This window comes from Bradyrhizobium paxllaeri, from assembly GCF_001693515.2.
GTDB classification, from domain to species: Bacteria; Pseudomonadota; Alphaproteobacteria; order Rhizobiales; family Xanthobacteraceae; genus Bradyrhizobium; species Bradyrhizobium paxllaeri.
In genome coordinates this window covers 1,712,805-1,732,827 of the sequence record NZ_CP042968.1, presented here as the reverse complement: position 1 = coordinate 1,732,827, position 20,023 = coordinate 1,712,805, and the positions used below count along the sequence as shown (strand labels likewise).

Here is a 20,023-nt window from a genome sequence, read left to right as displayed (position 1 = left end):
CCTGCAGAGTGAGCCCCTTGGAGACCGAAGTTCGAGGGGAGCATTGATGGACAAGAACGCAATCGCGACAACCGTCACGCAATACATGGCGGCGTGGAACGAGCCTGATGATACGGCCCGGCGTGCCCTGCTCGCGCAATGCTGGAGCGAGGCCGGCGTCTATCTCGATCCGAACGTCTCGCTGGCCGGGCGCGACGCATTGGCGACGAAGATCGGCGAGGTGATGGCCAGCCGGCCCGGCGCGCGGCTCGAGTTCATGAGCGGTGTCGATATTCATCACAACGTGGTCCGCTTCCTCTGGCGGCTGGTGCGCGCGGACGGAACCTGCGGCGACACGTCGATCGACTTCGGCGAGATCGGTCCCGACGGCCGGCTGGTCAGGATCGTCGGATTCTTCGGCGCGGCCCCGCCGCTTCCGTAAAGCACCGGGCCGTGCGGGGGCCTTCGCAGTTGCCCCCTGCCCTCCCTCATGCCATGACGCCCGGGAAGCAACAGGGGCGTACCATGACGGTTCTCATCGCGGGTGGCGGCATCGGCGGGCTGACGCTGGCGCTCAGCCTGCACCAGATCGGTGTACCGGCAAAAGTATTCGAGAGCGTGCCCGAATTGCGGCCGCTCGGCGTCGGCATCAACGTGCTGCCGCATGCGGTGCGTGAATTGATCGAGCTCGGCCTGCACGACAAGCTCGATGCGGCTGCCGTGCGTACCAAGGAGCTCGCCTATTTCTCCAAGCACGGCAAGCCGATCTGGAGCGAGCCGCGCGGCATCGAGGCCGGTTACAAATGGCCGCAATTCTCGATCCATCGCGGCACGCTGCAGCAGGTTTTGCTCGACGCAGCGATCGAGCGGCTGGGAAGAGAGAACATCCTGACCAGCCATCACCTCTCCGGCTGGACCGAAACGGAGAACGGCGTCCGCGCCGAGTTCATCGACAAGGCGACCGGCAAATCGAAAGGCAGCCACGACGGCGTGCTGCTGATCGCAGCCGACGGCATTCATTCGGCGGTTCGCGAAAGACTTTATCCCAACGAAGGTCCGCCGATCTGGAACGGGCGCATCCTGTGGCGCGGCATCACCGACAGCGATGCCTTCCTGTCCGGTCGCACCATGATCATGGCCGGCCACGAGATCCTGAAATTCGTCTGCTATCCGATTTCGAAGCAGGCGGATGGCGCCGGCAAGTTCAGGATCAACTGGGTCGCTGAACGGCACATGCCGCCGACCTATCAATGGCGGCGCGAGGACTATAACCGGACGGCAAAACTCGAAGAGTTTTTGCCCTGGTTCAAGGACTGGAAGTTCGATTGGCTCGATGTGCCCGGCCTGATCGAGAACTGCCCGCACGCCTACGAATATCCGCTGGTCGATCGCGATCCGGTCTCGCAATGGACGTTCGGCCGCGTCACGCTGATGGGCGATGCCGCACATCCGATGTACCCGATCGGCTCCAACGGTGCGTCGCAGGCCATTCTGGACGCCCGCGTCATCACCCGCGAGATCCTGGCGCACGGTCCGACCAATGCCGCGCTGGTCGCCTATGAAGCCGAGCGCCGCCCGGCGACATCAGACCTCGTGATGCTCAACCGCCGCAACGGTCCCGAGCAGGTGATGCAGATGGTCGAGGAGCGCGCGCCCAACGGCTACAATGTCGTCACCGACGTGCTGTCGTTGCAGGAGCTGGAAGACATCGCCGCCAACTACAAGCGGGTCGCCGGTTTCCAGGTCGAGGGCCTCAACGCCAAGCCGCCGATCGTGCAGCTCACGCAGGAAGCGCCGCGGGCTGCAGGCTAGTCGACGCAATCGCCTTCGCCGTTTCGACCAGTCGCGCGCTGGTCGTGGCGGTGGCGAGCAGCGTGCCATCCTCGGCCATCAGCCGCCCTTCCACAAAGGCCACGGTCTTGCCGAGCTGGGTGACATTGGCCTCGCCAGTGATCGGCCCCGGCCTCGCCGGCGCCAGAAAGTTCACCGTCATGGTGATGGTCGCCGTGTAGAGTTTTCCCTCGGTCATGACGAACACCGCCGGCCCCATGGTGTCGTCGAGCATCGCCGAGAGAATGCCGCCCTGCACGAAGCCGGCCGGGTTGCAGAAATCCCGCTTGCCGTCGAAGCCGATGCGGATCCAGCCGTCCTTCGGCCGCGCGTCCAGCAGGCGCCAGCCGAGCAGCTTTGAGGACGGCGGGGGTTTTAGATTATCGAGAGCAGTCGCAACCATGGGAACCTCCGTGAGGCTCCCTGTTAGCGCAGGCCTGCTGCCAGCATGGTGTCAGCAGCACTCTAGCTATCCAGCCCGTGCGCGATCGCCTTGCGCATCACGTTGGGTAGTGCCTCGTCGGCCAGGGTTGCGATCGGCACCCAGCGCATGCCGGCAGGCGCCCGCGTGCGCGCGGCGACATCCGCGGTGTAGATCACAAGCTCGAGCGGGAAATGCGTGAACACGTGGGTGACGACGCCAACCTTGCGGTGCCAGCGCGTCACGCCTTTCAGCTCGGGTGCCTGTTTGAGCGCCGCCTTGTCGTCCTGCCCGGCCAGCCAGTCCGAGCCCGGCACTTCGGTCATGCCGCCGAGCAAGCCTTTTTCTGCCCGCGTGCGCACGAGGAGTTCGTCGCCGCGCGTGACGATGAAGGCGGCCCCGCGGCGCAGCGTCCCCGCCTTCTTCGGCGCCTTGCGCGGAAAACTCTCCTGATCGCCGCGCAAGCGGGCGGCGCAGTCCCCGTTCAGCGGACACAGCGCACAGGCCGGCTTCTTCGGCGTGCAGATCGACGAGCCGAGGTCCATCAGCGCCTGCGCGCTGTCGCCGGCGCGGGAAGAGCCGAGCAGCGTTGCCGCCAATTCCTGGATGCGGGGCTTGGCCTGCGGCAGCGGCTCCTCCACCGCATAAAGCCGCGACACCACGCGCTCGATATTGCCGTCGACCGGCATGGTCCGGATGTCGAAGGCGATCGCCGCGATCGCCCTTGCCGTGTAAGGCCCGATCCCCGGCAATGTGCGCAGGCCTTCCTCGCTACCCGGAAACACCCCGCCATGGTCGCGCAACACCGCGACAGCACAGGCATGCAGGTTGCGGGCGCGTGAATAATAGCCGAGCCCGGCCCACATCCGCAGCACGTCGTCCTGCGAGGCACGGCCGAGCGCGGCGACATCCGGCCAGCGCGCCAGAAATTTCTCGAAATACGGGCCGACCGTCTTCACGCCGGTCTGCTGCAGCATGATCTCCGACAGCCACACCCGGTACGGATCAGCCCGCTCGCCGGCCGCCGCCCGCCACGGCAGCCGGCGGCGATGACGATCATACCAGTCGAGCAGCAGCGCGGGGCGGGAGGCGCTGCTTTCTGTGGCGTTCTGTTTCTTGCTGGCGGCGAGTGAGGGCACGCCTCACCTTAAAATCGGATTCGAGCCATGACCAGAGTTTACAAACTATAACGCGACGCGTTATAGTCGCGCATGATTCAAAACTTCGCCGATCCGGAAGCAGAGTTGATCTGGTCCGGCCGGCGAAGCCGAAAACTTCCGGCCGATATTCAGAACGTCGCACTGAGGAAGCTTCGTCTATTGAATCAGGCCCGGGTACTCGCCGATCTCCGTGTTCCGCCTGGCAATCGACTTGAATCCTTGAGGGCAGACCGGCAGGGCCAGCACTCGATCCGGATCAACGACCAGTGGCGGATATGCTTTGTCTGGCATGAGGGAGGACCGACGCATGTCGAAATCGTCGACTACCACGACTAGGAGCGGGTTGCTCCAAAACCCGCATCCCGGCGAGATCCTGCTGGAAGAATTCCTCAAGCCGATGGGACTCAGCCAGAACGGACTGGCGCGTGCGGTTCACGTGGCGCCGCGCCGGATCAACGAGATCGTATTGGGCAAGCGGGATATTACTGCCGACACCGACCTGCGCCTCGCGCGTTATTTCGGTTTGTCGGAGGGATTTTTCCTCGGCTTGCAGATGGATTACGACCTGATGCAGCGGCGGCGTGAGATTGACCGCGATCTGAAGGCGATTCGTCCGCGTGCGGCGTGACCGCGGCAGTTGGCTCGGATAGAGTCGCCTCCATGTCCAGACCCGGCCCGTTCTCGGCAAAACCCCTCTCCGTCCTGCTCAGCGACGTCTTTTCCGACGCCTACGCAAAACAGGGGTTTGCCGCGCGCGAGCTGGTGACGCGCTGGGCCGACATTGCGGGAGCCGAAATCGCCGCCCATTCCGAACCCTTGAAGATGCAATGGCCGCGGCCGGTGGAGGGGCAGCCGCAGGAACCGGCGACGCTGGTATTGCGGGTGGAGGGGCCGATGGCGCTGGAGATCCAGCATTCGTCCGACGTGATCCTGCAGCGGGTCAACCGCTTCTTCGGCTGGAGCGCGGTCGGCCGGCTGGCATTGCGGCAGGCGCCGCTGTCGCGCCGAAGCCGCTCCGCCCCGCGGCGCGCGCCGGACCCGAAATCGGTGGCGAAAGTCGCCGAAACGCTGTCGGCGGTCGAGGACGAGGAACTGCGCGCCGCGCTGGCGCGGCTTGGCGCCGCGATCAAGCGAAATTGAGCCTTTTGCACGGCACGGCCGGCGCAAGGCGCCATTGCCACAACCGGCGTTTCAAGCTAGCGAAGGCTTCTTTTTCGGAACTTCTTTCGGGCGTGAACGCGCCATTCGGGAGCAGACTTTGATGATCACGCGCCGCGCCTTCACCGCCGCTCTCTCGCTGACCGGGCTTGGCCTGATCGCCGGCTTCTCGCCGCTGCAGCTGATCACGGACGCGATGGCGCAAAGCCCCGCCGACGTGGCGAAACCGGTGTCGCTGCCCGACATGGCGCTCGGCCCGGCGAACGCCACGGTCACCATCACCGAGTTTGCCTCGATGACCTGCCCGCATTGCGCGGCCTTCACCGAAAAGGTGTTTCCGAAGATCAAGTCGGAATTCATCGACTCAGGCAAGATCCGGTTCGTGTTCCGCGAATTCCCGCTCGACATCAAGGCGGCTGCCGGATCGATGCTGGCGCGTTGCATCGCCAAGGACGACGCGGCAAAATATTTTGCCGTCATCGACCTCCTGTTCAAGCAGCAGAACGATTGGGTGGTGAAGAACACCACGGAGACGCTGACCCGGATCGGCAAGCAGGCCGGCCTCACCCAGGCGCAGGTCGAGGATTGCCTGAAGGATCAGGCGCTGCTCGACAAGATCGCGGCCGACCAGAAATATGCCGCCGAGGTATTGAAGGTGCAGTCGACGCCGACCTTCTTCATCAATGGCGAGATGCTCAAGGGCGAGCAGAGCTTCGAAGAGTTCGCAAAGCGCATCAACGCGATGCTGAAGAGCTGATTCGCGCCAGGCCTGATTCGTCCGGGCCGATAAGTCCAGTAAAAGGCGCCACACAACCGCCTCAAATCCCTTGGGAAAAGCCCCGCCGGGGCGTTGCCCTGCAGCCCCGGCCTCGCCATTGTCGCAGGCCATAAGGGCCGCCACAGGCTGTTCGTCCACACACCGACATTGCCTTCATGGTATTGTCACGGCAGGGAGATTCGCGCCCGGCCAACAGAGATTTGTGTTCATGAAACTCACGCGCCTCCGCCTCCACGGTTTCAAGTCGTTCGTCGAACCCACTGATTTCATGATCGAACCCGGCCTCACCGGGGTGGTCGGGCCGAACGGCTGCGGCAAATCCAATCTGGTCGAGGCGCTGCGCTGGGCGATGGGCGAGACCTCGCACAAGTCGTTGCGCGCCGCCGACATGGATGCGGTGATCTTCGCCGGTTCCGGCAACCGTCCGGCGCGGAACCACGCCGAAGTCACCATGACGATCGACAATGCCGATCGCACCGCGCCGGCCGCGGTCAATGACAGCCAGGTTCTCGAAATCTCCCGCCGCATCGAGCGCGAGGCGGGCTCAGTCTATCGCATCAACGGCCGTGACGTGCGCGCGCGCGACGTGCAGATCCTCTTTGCTGATGCCGCCACCGGCGCGCGTTCGCCGGCGCTGGTCCACCAGGGCAAGATCGGCGAAATCATTCAGGCGAAACCCGAGCAGCGCCGCCGCGTGCTGGAAGATGCCGCCGGCGTCGCCGGCCTGCACGCCCGCCGACATGAAGCCGAACTGCGGCTGAAGGCGGCCGAAACCAATCTCACCCGCGTCGAGGACGTGATCGGTCAGCTCACCGGCCAGATGGACGGACTGAAGAAGCAGGCGCGTCAGGCGATCCGGTTCCGCGAAGTCGCCGCCAAGGTGCGCAAGGCGGAAGCGACGCTGTTCCACCTGCGCTGGCTGGAAGCCAATGCCGACGTCGCCGAAGCCGCGCATACCCACGACATCAACGTGCGCGAGATGGCCGAGCGCACCCGCGAGCAGGCCGAGGCCGCGCGCATCCAGGCGATCCGCGCTTCCGAACTGCCGGCGCTGCGCGAGGGCGAAGCCCGCGCCGCGGCGGGGCTGCAGCGCCTCACCAATGCGCGCGAACTGCTCGACCGCGAGGAAGAGCGCGCCAAGGAACGCGTCTCCGAACTCGACCGGCGGCTGAACCAGTTCATTGCCGACATCGCGCGCGAGCAGCAGCAGACCTCGGACGCCGAGATCGCCTTGCAGCGCCTCGACACCGAGGACGCGGAGATCAAGGAAGAGATCAAGTCGCGCGTCGAAAAGCGCTCCGGCGTTGATGAACGTGTTTCTGAAGCGGAAGCGACACTGGCCGCCGCCGAGAGCATGTTCGGCGAACTGACCACTGCGCTCGCCGACCTCACCGCCAAGCGCAACCAGCTCGAGGCCGGCGTGCGCACCCACCGCGACCGGCTGGCGCGGCTCGATCAGGAGATCGCCACCGTCCAGGCCGACGAGGAAAAACTCGCGCAGGAAACCGGCAATCTCGGCGACATCGACGCGCTCGCCGCCGCGATGGAAACCGCGCAGGAAACGCTGGCCGCCTCTGAAGCCGCAGCTCAAGCCAGCGAGGCCGGCCATGTCGCCGCGCGGCAGAAGCTCGAAGCTTCGCGCGCCCCGCTCACCGACGCGGAAAAGCGCGTGCAGCGGCTGGAAACCGAAGCGCGCACGATTTCCAAGCTCGTCAATGTCGAGACCAAGAATCTGTGGCCGCCGATCATCGACGGCGTCACGGTCGCCAAAGGTTACGAGAAGGCGCTTGGCGCCGTGCTCGGCGACGACCTCGACGCGCCCGTCGATCCCTCCGCGCCGATGCGTTGGACCAATGCCGGCGCGAGCTTTGACGATCCCGCGCTGCCCGCTGGCGTCGAAGCCCTCGCCTCGCATGTCGAGGCGCCGGCCGAACTGGCGCGCCGTCTGGCGCAGATCGGCGTCGTGGCGAAGGAGCGCGGCGCGGAGTTCGTCTCGCAATTGAAGACCGGCCAGCGACTGGTGTCGCTGGAAGGCGACGTCTGGCGCTGGGACGGTTTTGTCGCCGCCGCGCATGCGCCGACCGGCGCCGCACGGCGTCTCGCCGAACGCGCCCGCCTGGTCGATATCGAACACGAGTTGGAACAGGCCCGTATTGACGCCACCGCCAAGCGGCAGGCGCTGGAAGACGCCGAGGCCGAACTGAAGGCGGCATCATCAGCCGAGTCCGCTGGACGCGAAGCCTGGCGCGCCGCGCAGCGCGAGGCCGACGCCGCGCGCGAACGCCATGCTGCGACCGAGCGCGAGATCAACCGCCACGCCGCGCGCAAATCCGCGCTGACCGAAGCCCATACTCGCCTTGCCGCCGACCGCAGCGAAGCGGAGGCCGCGCATGAGAGTGCGACCGCCGCGCTGACCGACCTGCCGCCGACGGATGAGGCGGAAGAAAAACTCAGCACCGTTCGCACCGACATCGAGGGGCATCGCCGCTTCGCCGCGCAGGTGCGTGCCGAGGCGCAGGCGCTCGCACGCGAAGCCGAGCTCGCCGACCGCCGCGTGCAGGCCATCGTCGCCGAACGCACCGAATGGCAGAACCGCAAGCAGAGTTCGGCCTCGCAGGTCGCAACCGTCGAGGCGCGCATCACCGAAGTGACCGCCGAGCGCGCCGAGCTTGACAACGCGCCTGCTGTGTTCGCCGAGAAGCGCCGTTCGCTGATCAACGAGATCGAGTCCGCCGAAAGCGCCCGCCGCGTCGCCGCCGACGCTCTTGCCGCCGCCGAAAGCGTGATGGCGCAAACCGACCGCGAAGCCAAGGCTTCGCTCGAAGCGCTCTCGAGCGCCCGCGAAGCTTGCGGCCGCGCCGAGGAGCGCATGGAAGGCACCAAGCGCCGGCTTGCCGACATCGAGCGCGAAATCCACGACATGCTCGAAGTCGAACCGCACGCGGTTGCGGGGCTCGCCGAGATCGAGCCGGGTGCGGAACTGCCGCCGCTCGGCGAGATCGAGGAAAACCTCGAAAAGTTGCGCCGCGACCGCGAGCGTCTTGGCGCCGTCAATTTGCGCGCCGAGGAAGAACTGAAAGAGGTCGAGACCCAGCATACGGCGCTCACCACCGAGCGTGACGATCTGGTCGAAGCCATCAAGCGGCTGCGCCAGGGCATCCAGAGCCTCAACAAGGAAGCCCGCGAGCGGCTGCTCGTCTCGTTCGAGACCGTCAACGCGCACTTCAAGCGGCTGTTCGTCGAATTGTTCGGTGGCGGCGAAGCGGCGCTTCATCTGATCGAAAGCGACGATCCGCTGGAGGCCGGCCTCGAAATCATTGCCAAACCGCCCGGCAAGAAGCCGCAGACGCTGTCACTGCTCTCCGGCGGCGAGCAGGCGCTGACGGCGCTGGCGCTGATCTTCGCGGTGTTCCTCACCAACCCGTCGCCGATCTGCGTGCTGGACGAAGTCGACGCGCCGCTCGACGACCACAACGTCGAGCGGTTCTGCAACCTGCTGCACGAGATGACCTCGTCGACGGAAACCCGCTTCATCATCATCACGCACAACCCGATCACGATGGCGCGGATGAACCGGCTGTTCGGCGTCACCATGGCCGAACGCGGCGTCTCACAACTGGTCTCGGTCGGCCTCGACGACGCCGTGAAGATTCTCGATCAGCACGTGGCGTGATACTTGGTCATTCCGGGGCTATGCGAAGCATAGAACTATGGGGCGCCTCTTGCGCCCCTGAGAATCTCGAGATTCCGGGTTCGGTCCTGCGGACCGCCCCGGAATGACGGCAGGCCATGACCTCACCCGACCTCCCCGCTGAACTGAAAGCCGCGCTCGACGGCAAGCTGCGCGGTTTTTCGCGCAGTGACGCCGCGGGCCGTGCGGCCGCGATCTCGAAAACCTACCGCGACGGTGGCGGCTCCGGCACCATCCGCTCGGAAACGGACGCGCTCGCCTACGCGCTGGCGCGGATGCCTGCGACCTATGCCGCGGTGACGGCGAGCCTCAACGCGCTCGTCGAGATCAGGCCGGACTTCGCCCCCAACAGCTTGCTCGATATCGGCGCGGGGCCGGGTACGGCGACCTGGGCGGCGGCCGAAGCATTCCCGTCTTTGCAACGTTTTACTCTGCTCGACTCCAACGACGCGTTACGCACGCTGGCGCTCGACCTCGTCGCCGACGGCTTTCGCCTGCGTGACGCAAGCTACCAGCGCGGCGAAGCCCGCGCTGCGCTGGCGAATGCGGATACGGCCGACCTCGTCGTGGCGAGTTACATGATCGGCGAGATCGGTGACGCCGAGCAGCGCGCGCTCGCTGAGCTGATGTGGGCCAAGACCCGCGACACGCTGCTCGTGATCGAACCCGGCACGCCCGCCGGCTATGCCCGGATCATCGCGCTGCGCGCGCAGCTGATCGCGCTGGGCGCCCATGCCGCCGCTCCTTGCCCGCATGACGGGCCATGCCCGCTGCAGCCACCCGACTGGTGCCATTTCACCCAGCGCCTGCAGCGCTCGCGCGCGCACAAGCAGGTCAAGGGCGCGGAGCTGCCGTTCGAGGACGAGAAGTTCAGCTATGTCGCGCTGACGCGCGCGCCCGTTGCTCGGCGCCCGTCCCGGGTGTTGGCGCAACCGGTCGTCAGCAAGGTCGAAGTGACTGCCAAACTCTGCACCCCCGCAGGTCTCTCCCTGACAAAGGTGCCCCGCCGCGCCAAGGCGGATTACGCCAGTGCGCGCCGCTGGCGCTGGGGCGACGTGGTGAAGTGAGTTCGTCATTCCGGGATGGTCCGTAAGGACCAGACCTCAGATGCGCAATTGCGCATCGGGGAATCTCGAGATTCCGGGTCGATGCTTCGCATCGCCCGGAATGACGGCGGAGTGCCCTTGAACTTATCTCGCCCCACTTCCGACTAAAGCCAAGCCCCAAGTCTCCTTCCACCTCGCGGGCGGGCTGCCGCACGCCCCGGTTTTCGTCTAGATTCGCTGTCTTTCGTCCCACAGGAGTTGTCCCTCATGTCGACCGGCTGGATCGTTCTCGGCGTCATCGTCATCATCGTGCTGTTTGCGTTCGGCGCGTATAACCGCCTGGTCGCGCTCAGCCAGCGCGTCAGCCAGGCCTTTGCCGACATCGACGTGCAGCTCAAGCAGCGCCACGACCTGATCCCCAACCTGGTCGAAACCGTAAAGGGCTACGCCCAGCATGAGCGCGGCACGCTCGACGACGTCATCAAGGCGCGCAATTCGGCGATGTCGGCGCAGGGGCCAGCGCAGGTGTCGGCTGCGGAAAACCAGCTCAGCGGCGCGCTCGGCCGCCTGATCGCGCTGTCGGAGGCCTATCCGGACCTCAAGGCCAACGCCAATTTCCAGCAGCTCGCCGGCGAACTGTCAGACCTCGAAAACAAGATCGCGGCGAGCCGCCGCTTCTTCAACAACGCGGTCCAGGAATACAACACCGGCATCCAGCAGCTTCCCGCCGCGCTGTTCGCCGGCATGTTCGGCTTCACCCGCAAGGAATTCTTCGACCTCGGCGCCAGCCGCGCCGAAGTCGAGACGGTGCCGAGCGTGAAGTTCTGAACAGATGAGAGCTCACTACCGCCGTCATTCCGGGGCACGCCAAAGGCGTGAACTATGGTGCGCGATTGCGCACCTGAGAATCTCGAGATTCCGGGTTCGCCGCTTCGCGCCGCCCCGGAATGACTGCGTCTAGCGAAAGCCCCATCATGGCCGCGTATGGTCTCTACACGCATATCGCATCGAACAAGTTTCGTTCGATGCTGCTGCTCGCCGGCCTGTTCCTGCTGATCTATGTGCTGGTGTTTGCCGGCGCGCTGGTTGCGGAGGTGGTGCTCAACAGCGGCGCGTCGCTGAACTATTATCTGACACGCGCCTCGCGCGACCTGATCGCGGCCTTTCCCTACGCCACGATCCTCGCTGCCGTGTGGATCGTGATCGCCTATTTCTTCCACCAGAACATGATCGACGCCGTGACCGGCGGCGAGAGCGTGACGCGGCAGCAACAGCCGCGGCTCTATAATCTGCTGGAAAATCTCTGCATCTCGCGCGGCATCCCGATGCCGAAGCTGAAGGTGATGGAGAGCCCGGCGCTGAACGCCTTCGCCAGCGGCCTCAACCGGCGGCAATATTCCATCACGGTGACGTCGGGGCTCCTCAAGGCGCTCAACGACCAGGAGATCGAGGCCGTGCTCGGCCACGAGCTCACCCACATTCGCAACGGCGACGTGCAGTTGATGGTGGTCGCGGTGATCATCGCCGGCGTGGTGGGCTTTTTCGGCGAATTGTTCTTTCGCATGTTCACCAACCTGTCGTGGAACTCGAGCGGCAGCGGCTGGTCGTCGTCACGTTCATCGTCCTCCTCGTCCGACCGCGACAGCAAGGGCGGCGGCGGCGCTATCATGGCGATCATTATCGCTGTCGTGCTGATCCTGCTGGCGTGGCTGTTGTCGCAGGTCGTCAAGCTCGCGCTGTCGCGCTCGCGCGAACTCCTGGCCGATGCCGGCTCGGTCGAGCTGACCAAGAATCCGGACGCCATGATCACGGCGCTGCGCAAGATCGAGAACCGCGGCGAGCTCGAAGGCGCGACCTCCGCCGTCATGGAGCTATGCGTCGACAATCCGCGCGAAGGTTTTGCCGACCTGTTCGCGACCCATCCCTCGGTCGATGCCCGCGTCAAGGCGCTGGTGCAGTTTGCCGGCGGCCGTGATCCCGGCCCGCTGGCCCTGCCGTCCGGAACGGCGGACGAAGCCGATGAGATCAAAGAATCAGCCAGCGAGCAGCCCCCGCCGCCGGTTCCCCGTGGCCCCTGGAGCGACGCTGGCGAGCCTGCCGGCGTTCCGGGCGCCCGTTCCGGCCCTTCGGAGGGCCCCTGGGGCCCGCACCGGTAGGCGGTCGCCCCCCTCGCCACCGCCGGATTAACGAATTCGGTATGAATAATGGCGATGGCCGTCCAAGAGATTGAATTATCCCTTGTTTCTGCCATGTTCGCGCCCAAAGCAGGGATTGGGGCCTCCCGGTCGCTCCCGCGGTCGGAACTGCTGTTCAAGGGAATTTCATGGGAAAGCCAGTCGTGATTGTGGTGGGCGCGGACAAGGGCGGGGTCGGCAAGACGACCGTGTCGCGGACGCTCCTGGATTACTTCAGCGCCAATAACGTGCCGACCCGGGCATTCGACACCGAATCACCGCGAGGCACCCTGAAGCGCTTCCACCCCGATATCACCGAGATCGTCGACATGACGACGACCGCGGATCAGATGAAGATCTTCGATACGCTGAGTGCCGGGCCTTCCGTCACCGTGATCGACGTCCGCGCCGGACTGCTGTCCCCGGCGCTGGCCTCGCTGCGGGACATCGGCTTCCTCGATGCGGCGAAGGCGGGTCAGATCACCTTTGCCGTGTTCCATATACTGGGACCCTCGATCGCCTCGCTGGACGAAATCGCCGAGACCGCCAACTTCATGCAGGGCGCCAAATATTTCCTGGTGAAGAATTTCATCAACGACACCCAGTTCTTCCAATGGGATCAGTCGACCTACAACTCCTATTTCCACCGCATCAAGGACGCCACCGACCTCACGATTCCGAAGCTCAATGAAATGGCCTATGAGCAGGTCGAGGTTTCCTCGGTGCCGTTCCTCAAATTCGTCGCCAACAAGGGCAAGGACGATGAGGCCGCGAACTATTCGTTCGTGCTGCGCGGCTATGTCCGGCACTGGCTCGCCAACGTCTGGAGCGAGTTCGACCGCATCAAGCTGACCGATCTCGTCGGCGCCAAGTCGAGCACGCGCGGCGGCGAAAAATAGTGGCGCAGCCGCCGCGGCGGGGCTGGATTAGCCGAGAAATTCCTTTGATATAGCAGGTGATGAGCGCCACACCTGTCTACATCATCTGCTCGCCCCGGCCACTCGTCGGCAAGACGCTGCTCGCGCGTCTGCTGAGCGAGTTCCTGCTTTTGAAGAACGGTTCGGTGTGCTCCTTCGACATCAACCTGAAGGAACCATCGCTCCTCGAATATCTGCCGCGCCTCACCGAGACGGCCGATATCATGGACACCTATGGCAAGATGCAGCTGATGGACCGCCTGATCGTCAACGACGATATCGCCAAGGTCGTCGACCTCGGCTTTCATGCGTTCGACGAGTTCTTCAAGATGATCCACGAGATCGGTTTCCTGAAGGAGGCCGCGCGGCGGGGCGTGGCGCCGACCATCCTGTTCATGGCCGATACCGACCGCGTTTCCGCGCGCAGCTATCCGATGTTGCGGGACCAGATCCCGCTGAAAGCGCTGATTACGATCGACAACGAGTATGTGGTCCGCGGCGAACTGCCCGAGGCGATGGGCTTCGGGCGGGTGCTGCGAATATCGGCGCTGCCCTCGTTCCTGAAGACCTATGTCGACCGGGTGACCTTTTCCTTCACCGACTACCTGCGCAACGAGCGGGACACCTCAACCGAGCTGCATCAGTGGATCCGCCGGAACTACACCAGTTTTCGCGAGCTGGAGTTCAGCCTGCTCACGCAATGGCCGTGACGCCGCTTCGCATAATTTTACCCGGATAATATTGACGACGGGGACCCGGTCTGTTAGAGGCACTTCAGACCCTGACCATTCCCGCGAGGTCCCGTGACATCAGCCAGAAAGGCCGCCATCGCCGCCTACAAGGAGCGGAAGACCTTCGCCGGGATATTCCTGATCCGCTGCAAGGCGACCGCCGAGACATGGGTCGGCCAGACGCCCAATCTCGAAAAAATCCAGAACCGGATCTGGTTTTCGCTGCGCCAGGGCAGCCACCCCTGCCGCGGCCTGCAGACGGCATGGACCGCGCATGGGGCGGACAGCTTCACGTTCGAGGAGTGCGAGCGGCTGGAAGAGGATGAGACGCCCTATGTCCGCGACGGGCTTTTGAAGGAGCGCGCGCTGCATTGGCGCACCCAATTCGGCGCAGAGGCGGTTTGATCGTGCAGGATGGGTAGAGCGCAGCGTTGACCGACACGAAGGGGGCAATTGACTGCGGCCGGTTACGATCAGCAAAAGTGGCGCCAATCGAGCGGCCACATTCACCGACACACCAACACCGGCGTCTTTGTGTACGTCAGCACCTTGTTCGTCACACTGCCGAGCACCATTGCGGATAGTCCGCCGCGTCCATGCGATGCCATGACGATGAGATCGCAGCCTCGGTCCGTGGCCGTTGCAATGATGGCTTCATAGGCCACGCCGTGCACCTGGATCGTATCACAGGGCACGCCGGCCTGCTTGGCCGCATTGGCCACGCGATCCAGCACGCTCGCGCCATGTTTCTTGATTTCCTCGGCATATCTGGCGAAGGCTACTGCTGCCCCGGTTTCCGCTGACAACCAGCTGGGGACCCGTTGTTCGACGATAACGACCGTTACCTTGGCCCCTGCGAATTTCGCCAGCGCCAATCCGTGCGTCACTGCTCGCTCGGCCAACTCCGACCCGTCTGTTGGAATAAGAATGTGCTGGTACATGCTCCACCTCTTGTGCAGGTGCTTGAAGCAGAAACCCTTACGCGGCCCTGTCGAGAGCTGGTGACCGCGCAGGATGCTCGACGCTCCCAGCCAGCGTGGCCCGCGTCTGCCGCCTGTTATTGACTTAGGTCAATAGCGATCATCAAATGCCAAGCACCGCCAAGAAAATGTGTGTGCTTTGGATAGCGACGAAGCTCATCAAGCGTGGAGCGCTGTTGCGGAGCTATGCTGCAGAACCCGCATGCAGCACAGCAAGCGATAATCAGCGGGAGGAAGAACCGAACAGCATTACTGCACAAGCCGGGCGCGCAGTCGTGCAAACTCGGCATCGCTGATCGACCCTGCCTGTTTCAGCCGACCGAGCTTTTCGATTTCATCTGCGATGCTGAAACCAACTACGCTCCTGAGTTCGTCGCGCGCCTGCTGAGCTCGTTGCAGGTTACGCTCCGCCATGCCTCTTCCGTGCAAGATCAAGTATGCGAGCATGAAAATGAATGGAAATATGATCCATCCTATCACCCATATTGCCTTGACCCAGCCGGAGACGTCATGGCGTCGGAACAAATCGGAAGCAACAGTAATGATCAGCCAGAACCATACGACGAAGAAGAATATCGTGAGGACGTCCAGCAGGAAATTTCGATAAGTGAAGCCCTCCTGAAAGAAGAACATCACGCCCCTCCTTTTGCCACTGAGCGCTATAGTTCCCTGAACTAGAACACGATCCCGCCTACACGTTTTGATTTAGATCAACGCATGTCGGCTGAGGATCAAAAGCGGCAAGGTTCCGAGCGAGCGAACGTTTCCGGGACGCGCCGCAGAGCAGACGCGCTGTGACCAGACCGATCGCACGGACGCCACGCATTCCGGGCCTGCGCCAAGAGGCGCATCCCGGAATGACGAAGTAAAAAACTCAATGCCCCTCGAACGCCATCAGCGTGCGTACCGGCACTTCCATCGCGCGCAGCTTGGCGGCGCCGCCCAAATCCGGCAGGTCGATGATGAAGCAGGCGGCGACCACGTTGGCACCGATCTGGCGCAGCAGTTTCACCGCGCCTTCCGCGGTGCCGCCGGTGGCGATGAGATCATCGACCAGGATGACGCGCTCGCCGGGCTGGATCGCGTCGACATGCATTTCCATCTCGTCGATGCCGTATTCCAGCGAATAGGCGATCCGCACGGTCGTATGCGGCAGCTTGCCTTTTTTGCGGATCGGCACGAAGCCGGCGGAGACCTGATGCGCGACCGCGCCGCCGAGGATGAATCCCCTCGCCTCGATGCCGGCGACCTTGTCGATCTTCAATCCCGCCCAGGGCTGCACCAGTTCGTCGACCGCGCGGCGGAACGCGCGCGCATCCGCCAGCAGCGTGGTGATGTCACGAAACAGGATGCCCTTCTTCGGGTAATCCGGAATGGTGCGGACGGTGGCCTTGATGTCGTGATCGAATGTCATCGGTATCTCTTTCATATGTCATTCCGGGGCGATGCGAAGCATCGAACCCGGAATCTCGAGATTCCGGGTCTGGTGCTAACGCACCATCCCGGAATGACGTGCATAAAGTATTCCATTCAATTCGCCCCCACATTCAGCCGGAACGCATTTTCCACGATGCGCAGCCCCACCTCGCCGCCGAGCGACATCAGCGATTCCGGATGAAACTGCACGCCGCCGACCGGAAGGGTCTTGTGTTCGATTGCCATCGCAACCCCATCCTCGGTGGTCGCGGTGACTTCGAGCATATCAGGCACGCTGTCGCGCTCGACATACAGCGAATGATAGCGGCCGATCACGATCTCGTTCGGCAGGTTCTGCATCAAGCGCCCGCCGCGCACCTGGATCCGCGAGGGCCGACCGTGTGCGGGCTGGGTGAGCTGGCCGAGCTGGCCGCCAAAGTATTCGCCGATTGCCTGCACGCCGAGGCAGACGCCGAAGATCGGCAGTTTGCGGTCGAGCGCCGTGCCGATGGTTTTCGAGATTCCGAAGTCTTCCGGCCGGCCCGGGCCCGGAGAGAGCACCAGCAGATCCCAGTTCTTCTTCAGCATCTCCTGGGCGTGCACATGGCGGACCACGGTGACGTTGGCGCCGACCTGCCGGAAATAATCCGCCAGCATATGCACAAAGCTGTCGTCGTGATCGATCAGGAGCACCTTGCGGCCTGAACCTGTTGCGTCGGGCGCAAACGTCGAGAGCGGCTTTGGCGCATCGCCGCGCAGCGCCTGGAACAGCGCGGCGGCCTTGACCTGGCATTCGCGATCTTCCGCGGCGGGATCCGAATCGAAAAGACAGGTGGCGCCGACGCGTACTTCGGCAAGTCCATCCTTCATGCGGATGGTGCGGATGGTGAGCCCGGTATTGATGCTGCCGTCGAAGTTCACCGCGCCGATCGCGCCGGCATACCAGCGTCGCGACGAACGTTCATTGTCCTCGACGAACTGCATCGCCCACAATTTCGGCGCGCCGGTTACCGTGACGGCCCAGGCGTGGGTGAGGAAGGCGTCGAGCGCGTCGAAGCCCGGCCGCAGCATGCCCTCGACGTGATCGACGGTATGGAACAGTTTCGAATAGGTCTCGATCTGCCGCCGCGCCAGCACCTTGATGGTGCCGGGCACGCAGACCCGCGCCTTGTCGTTACGGTCGACGTCGGTGCACATATTGAGCTCGAACTCGTCCTTTTCCGAGTTCAGCAATTGCCGGATCTGCTCGGCATCGCCGATCGCATCGACGCCGCGCGCGATCGTGCCCGAGATCGGGCAAGTCTCGACCCGGCGACCGTCGGAGCGCACGAACATTTCCGGCGAGGCCGACACCAGAAATTCGCCGTCGCCGAGATTCATCAGCGCGCCATAGGGCGACGGGTTGATGCGGCAGAGCCGCTGGAATACTTCCGCCGGCGAACGCTCGCAGGGCTCGGCGAAGAGCTGCCCCGGCACCGCCTCGAACAGATCACCGCGCGCGAATGCCGCCCGCGCGACCTCCACCGTCGCCTGATATTCGCCGGGCGCGTGATCGGCAAAGCCCTGCCGCGGTGTCTTGGTGTAGACGCTCTCGGCGGTGTCGCGCGGCAGGCCTTGCGTGGATTTTCCTTTCCAGGAGAAATCATAGCTCAGCACCACGCCGCGGCCGGTGGCGCGGTCGTAGGCGAGCAGGCGATCCGGCACGTAGAGCACGATATCGCGCTGGTCGGCTTCGCGGGCGCGCTTCTGTACGAGGTCCTCGATCTGGAACACGAGATCGTAGGCGAAGGCGCCGTACAGGCCGAGCAGCGGGTCATCATTGGCCGACAGGGCGGCGATGAGATCGCGGACCAGCGACATCACGCTGGCGCGGCGGGTGCGCTGGTCTTCCTCGACCGGCGCGGCGCCGCGGATGATGTGACCGGCCAACCGCGTCGGGCTTTTTTCCGAGATCACCACGCAGGGCTCGCGCAGCACGTCGCCGAGGAAAGCGATCAGCACCTCGCCGCGCGCATTCAGCGCGGACAGCGAAAAATTCGCGCCGACGGTTTCCAGCACCAGCGGCGGATCGGCGAAGCCGAGGTCGAAGCTCTCGTAGCGGCCCGGCACCGTGGTGCCCGAGGACAGCACGACGCCGCGGCGGCGGTCGAGCAGTTCGATCAGATCGTCGAGGCGCTTGGCATTGCCGGTGAACTGCTCGACGACGCGCGAAATCGCCAGGCCGCCGCTGGTCCGGTATTCGCTGTGCTCGGGCAGGGAGAAGGCCGTCCTGTTCATGTGATCCTCTTACGAAACTTCGCCAGGGAGCGCCACACAGGACAAACGAAGGGCAAATAGACAAACCATCGGTCGCACTGCGATGGCGACCTTCGACGATTGAAAAAATGAAATCGCACCGGCCACCTCTTTAGGAGGTGCGCCACCAGAGACGGGAGGGGGTAACGACGGTGCTCATGGGAACCTAATCACCATCCGGCGGGGGCGATGTCAAGGGAGGAACGGGTCGGGCTACCCGCCCCCGGGGTCCATCTTTGGGTGTCGGATGGCGTCGAACTTGCGTAGGATTTGAGCAAAGCAGCGGCGCATTCGATGCGCAAAGATTGCAGATGACGGAGGCAAGCGATGGCATTGCTGGGTCTGGGATATGCCGGCTTCGGATCAGCGGACCTCGAGGACTGGCGGCAGTTCGGGACCGGCCTCGTCGGCCTGCAGGCGGTCGAACGCGGCAATTCGTTGCTCGCGTTCCGGATGGACGACCGCAAGCAGCGCATCGTCATCGACCGCGCGATGGGCGAAGGCACGCGCTTTTTCGGCTGGGAGGTCGCAGACGCTGCGGCGCTGGACGCGCTGGCGGCGCGGCTGGAAAAGGCCGGCGTGCATGTTGTGGCCGAACCGCAGACGCTGGCCGATGCGCGCCGCGTCCGCCGCCTGATTTCGTTCCACGATCCCGCCGGCAACCGGCTGGAGGCATTTTACGGCGCCGAAATCGACGACACGCCGTTCGTGCCGGGCCGTTCGATTTCGGGCTTCCGCACCGGTCCGCTCGGCCTCGGGCACGCCGTGCTGACGGTCGAGAATATCGAGCCCGTCATGGCGTTCTATGTCGGCGTGCTCGGCTTCGGCCTCTCCGACTACATCTCAAAGCCGTTCCGGGCCTACTTCTTCCACGTCAATGCGCGGCACCACAGCCTCGCGCTGATCGAGACCGGCAGGAACGGCATGCATCATCTGATGGTGGAGCTGTTCTCGCTCGACGATGTCGGCCAGTGCTACGACATCGCGCAGACGCAGGAAGGCCGCGTCGACGTCACGCTCGGCCGCCACACCAACGACTTCATGACCTCGTTCTACGCCAAAACACCGTCGTCCTTCATGATCGAATGCGGCTGGGGCGGCCGCGAGATCGATCCGGCGACGTGGCAGCCGGTCGAGATGCATGACGGCCCGAGCCTGTGGGGCCATGAGCGCGTCTGGCTGCCGCCCGAAGACCGCGCCGTCGCCCGCGAGATGCGCCTGCGCGCGGCAGCTTCGGGCCTGCGCGCGCCGGTGCAGGTGATGGAGGGGAATTACAAGCTGATGTCGGGGACGTGCGTGTGGTGGGACGGGGTGAAAGGCTAGCTGGCACCTCATCACAACCGTCGTCCCGGCGAAAGCCGGGACCCATAGCCACAGGGCGCAGTTATTTGGCGATGATGTCTGCCATCTCTCTTCGCAACGATCGCCGCGGAGTATGGGTCCCGGC

General features: G+C 64.3%; 20 protein-coding genes. 14 read left to right on the top strand and 6 right to left on the bottom strand.

Going from position 1 to position 20,023, the window contains the following annotated elements:
- The first annotated feature begins 46 nt into the window (after positions 1-46).
- Both LMTR21_RS08195 and LMTR21_RS08190 read left to right on the top strand, forming a co-directional pair.
- Positions 47-421 (top strand): hypothetical protein, encoded by a 375-nt coding sequence (locus tag LMTR21_RS08195; RefSeq protein WP_065751486.1) that lies wholly within the window; start codon positions 47-49, stop codon positions 419-421.
- Positions 422-504: 83 nt separating this feature from the next.
- Positions 505-1,791: a flavin-dependent oxidoreductase gene (locus LMTR21_RS08190; protein ID WP_065751485.1), complete on the top strand. Its 1,287-nt coding sequence runs from the start codon at positions 505-507 to the stop codon at positions 1,789-1,791.
- On the opposite strand, the gene LMTR21_RS08185 is transcribed toward LMTR21_RS08190, so the two are convergent.
- Entirely contained in the window at positions 1,760-2,212 is a 453-nt protein-coding gene (locus LMTR21_RS08185; RefSeq protein WP_065751484.1) for a PaaI family thioesterase, read from the bottom strand. The genes LMTR21_RS08190 and LMTR21_RS08185 overlap by 32 nt on opposite strands.
- 62 nt (positions 2,213-2,274) lie before the next feature.
- On the bottom strand, positions 2,275-3,369 hold the full coding sequence (gene mutY, locus LMTR21_RS08180; RefSeq protein WP_065751483.1) for an A/G-specific adenine glycosylase: 1,095 nt from the start codon (positions 3,367-3,369) through the stop codon (positions 2,275-2,277).
- 72 nt (positions 3,370-3,441) lie between these two features.
- Here mutY and LMTR21_RS08175 point away from each other — a divergent pair, with 72 nt between their 5' ends.
- From LMTR21_RS08175 to LMTR21_RS08125, 11 genes are all read left to right on the top strand, one after another.
- Positions 3,442-3,726, top strand: a complete 285-nt coding sequence (locus LMTR21_RS08175; RefSeq protein ID WP_065751482.1) for a type II toxin-antitoxin system RelE/ParE family toxin — start codon at positions 3,442-3,444, stop codon at positions 3,724-3,726.
- Positions 3,698-4,018: a HigA family addiction module antitoxin gene (locus LMTR21_RS08170; RefSeq protein ID WP_065751481.1), complete on the top strand. Its 321-nt coding sequence runs from the start codon at positions 3,698-3,700 to the stop codon at positions 4,016-4,018. Before LMTR21_RS08175 ends, LMTR21_RS08170 begins: the two co-directional genes overlap by 29 nt.
- A gap of 32 nt (positions 4,019-4,050) precedes the next feature.
- A complete protein-coding gene (locus LMTR21_RS08165; RefSeq protein ID WP_065751480.1) occupies positions 4,051-4,530 on the top strand; it encodes a DUF721 domain-containing protein in 480 nt (159 codons plus the stop codon).
- 118 nt (positions 4,531-4,648) lie between these two features.
- Complete coding sequence (locus tag LMTR21_RS08160; protein WP_065751479.1) at positions 4,649-5,305, top strand: DsbA family protein; 657 nt, start codon at positions 4,649-4,651, stop codon at positions 5,303-5,305.
- A gap of 229 nt (positions 5,306-5,534) precedes the next feature.
- The gene (smc, locus tag LMTR21_RS08155; protein WP_065751478.1) at positions 5,535-8,999 is read left to right on the top strand and encodes a chromosome segregation protein SMC; all 3,465 of its coding nucleotides are present in this window, start codon (positions 5,535-5,537) and stop codon (positions 8,997-8,999) included.
- A gap of 116 nt (positions 9,000-9,115) precedes the next feature.
- A complete protein-coding gene (locus tag LMTR21_RS08150; protein WP_065751477.1) occupies positions 9,116-10,084 on the top strand; it encodes a small ribosomal subunit Rsm22 family protein in 969 nt (322 codons plus the stop codon).
- Positions 10,085-10,330: 246 nt separating this feature from the next.
- Entirely contained in the window at positions 10,331-10,891 is a 561-nt protein-coding gene (locus LMTR21_RS08145) for a LemA family protein (protein WP_057838306.1), read from the top strand.
- A gap of 146 nt (positions 10,892-11,037) precedes the next feature.
- Positions 11,038-12,219: a M48 family metallopeptidase gene (locus tag LMTR21_RS08140; RefSeq protein WP_065751476.1), complete on the top strand. Its 1,182-nt coding sequence runs from the start codon at positions 11,038-11,040 to the stop codon at positions 12,217-12,219.
- Positions 12,220-12,386: 167 nt separating this feature from the next.
- Positions 12,387-13,136 (top strand): P-loop NTPase family protein, encoded by a 750-nt coding sequence (locus LMTR21_RS08135; protein WP_065751475.1) that lies wholly within the window; start codon positions 12,387-12,389, stop codon positions 13,134-13,136.
- 59 nt (positions 13,137-13,195) lie between these two features.
- Positions 13,196-13,864, top strand: a complete 669-nt coding sequence (locus LMTR21_RS08130) for a P-loop NTPase family protein (RefSeq protein ID WP_065751474.1) — start codon at positions 13,196-13,198, stop codon at positions 13,862-13,864.
- A 93-nt stretch (positions 13,865-13,957) separates the two neighbouring features.
- Entirely contained in the window at positions 13,958-14,290 is a 333-nt protein-coding gene (locus tag LMTR21_RS08125) for a GIY-YIG nuclease family protein (protein WP_065751473.1), read from the top strand.
- Positions 14,291-14,391: 101 nt separating this feature from the next.
- On the opposite strand, the gene LMTR21_RS08120 is transcribed toward LMTR21_RS08125, so the two are convergent.
- The 4 genes from LMTR21_RS08120 to LMTR21_RS08105 all read right to left on the bottom strand — a co-directional run bounded on the left by LMTR21_RS08120 (position 14,392) and on the right by LMTR21_RS08105 (position 18,558).
- Positions 14,392-14,826, bottom strand: a complete 435-nt coding sequence (locus LMTR21_RS08120) for a universal stress protein (protein WP_065751472.1) — start codon at positions 14,824-14,826, stop codon at positions 14,392-14,394.
- A 288-nt stretch (positions 14,827-15,114) separates the two neighbouring features.
- Positions 15,115-15,498 carry an SHOCT domain-containing protein gene (locus LMTR21_RS08115; protein WP_065751471.1) on the bottom strand — a complete coding sequence of 128 codons (384 nt, stop codon included), beginning with the start codon at positions 15,496-15,498 and terminating at the stop codon, positions 15,115-15,117.
- A 241-nt stretch (positions 15,499-15,739) separates the two neighbouring features.
- A complete protein-coding gene (locus LMTR21_RS08110; protein WP_065751573.1) occupies positions 15,740-16,279 on the bottom strand; it encodes an adenine phosphoribosyltransferase in 540 nt (179 codons plus the stop codon).
- A 116-nt stretch (positions 16,280-16,395) separates the two neighbouring features.
- Positions 16,396-18,558, bottom strand: a complete 2,163-nt coding sequence (locus tag LMTR21_RS08105) for an anthranilate synthase component I (RefSeq protein ID WP_065751470.1) — start codon at positions 18,556-18,558, stop codon at positions 16,396-16,398.
- A gap of 345 nt (positions 18,559-18,903) precedes the next feature.
- On the opposite strand from LMTR21_RS08105, the gene LMTR21_RS08100 reads away from it, so the two are divergent.
- Positions 18,904-19,899: a VOC family protein gene (locus LMTR21_RS08100; RefSeq protein ID WP_065751469.1), complete on the top strand. Its 996-nt coding sequence runs from the start codon at positions 18,904-18,906 to the stop codon at positions 19,897-19,899.
- The last annotated feature ends 124 nt before the right edge of the window (positions 19,900-20,023 follow it).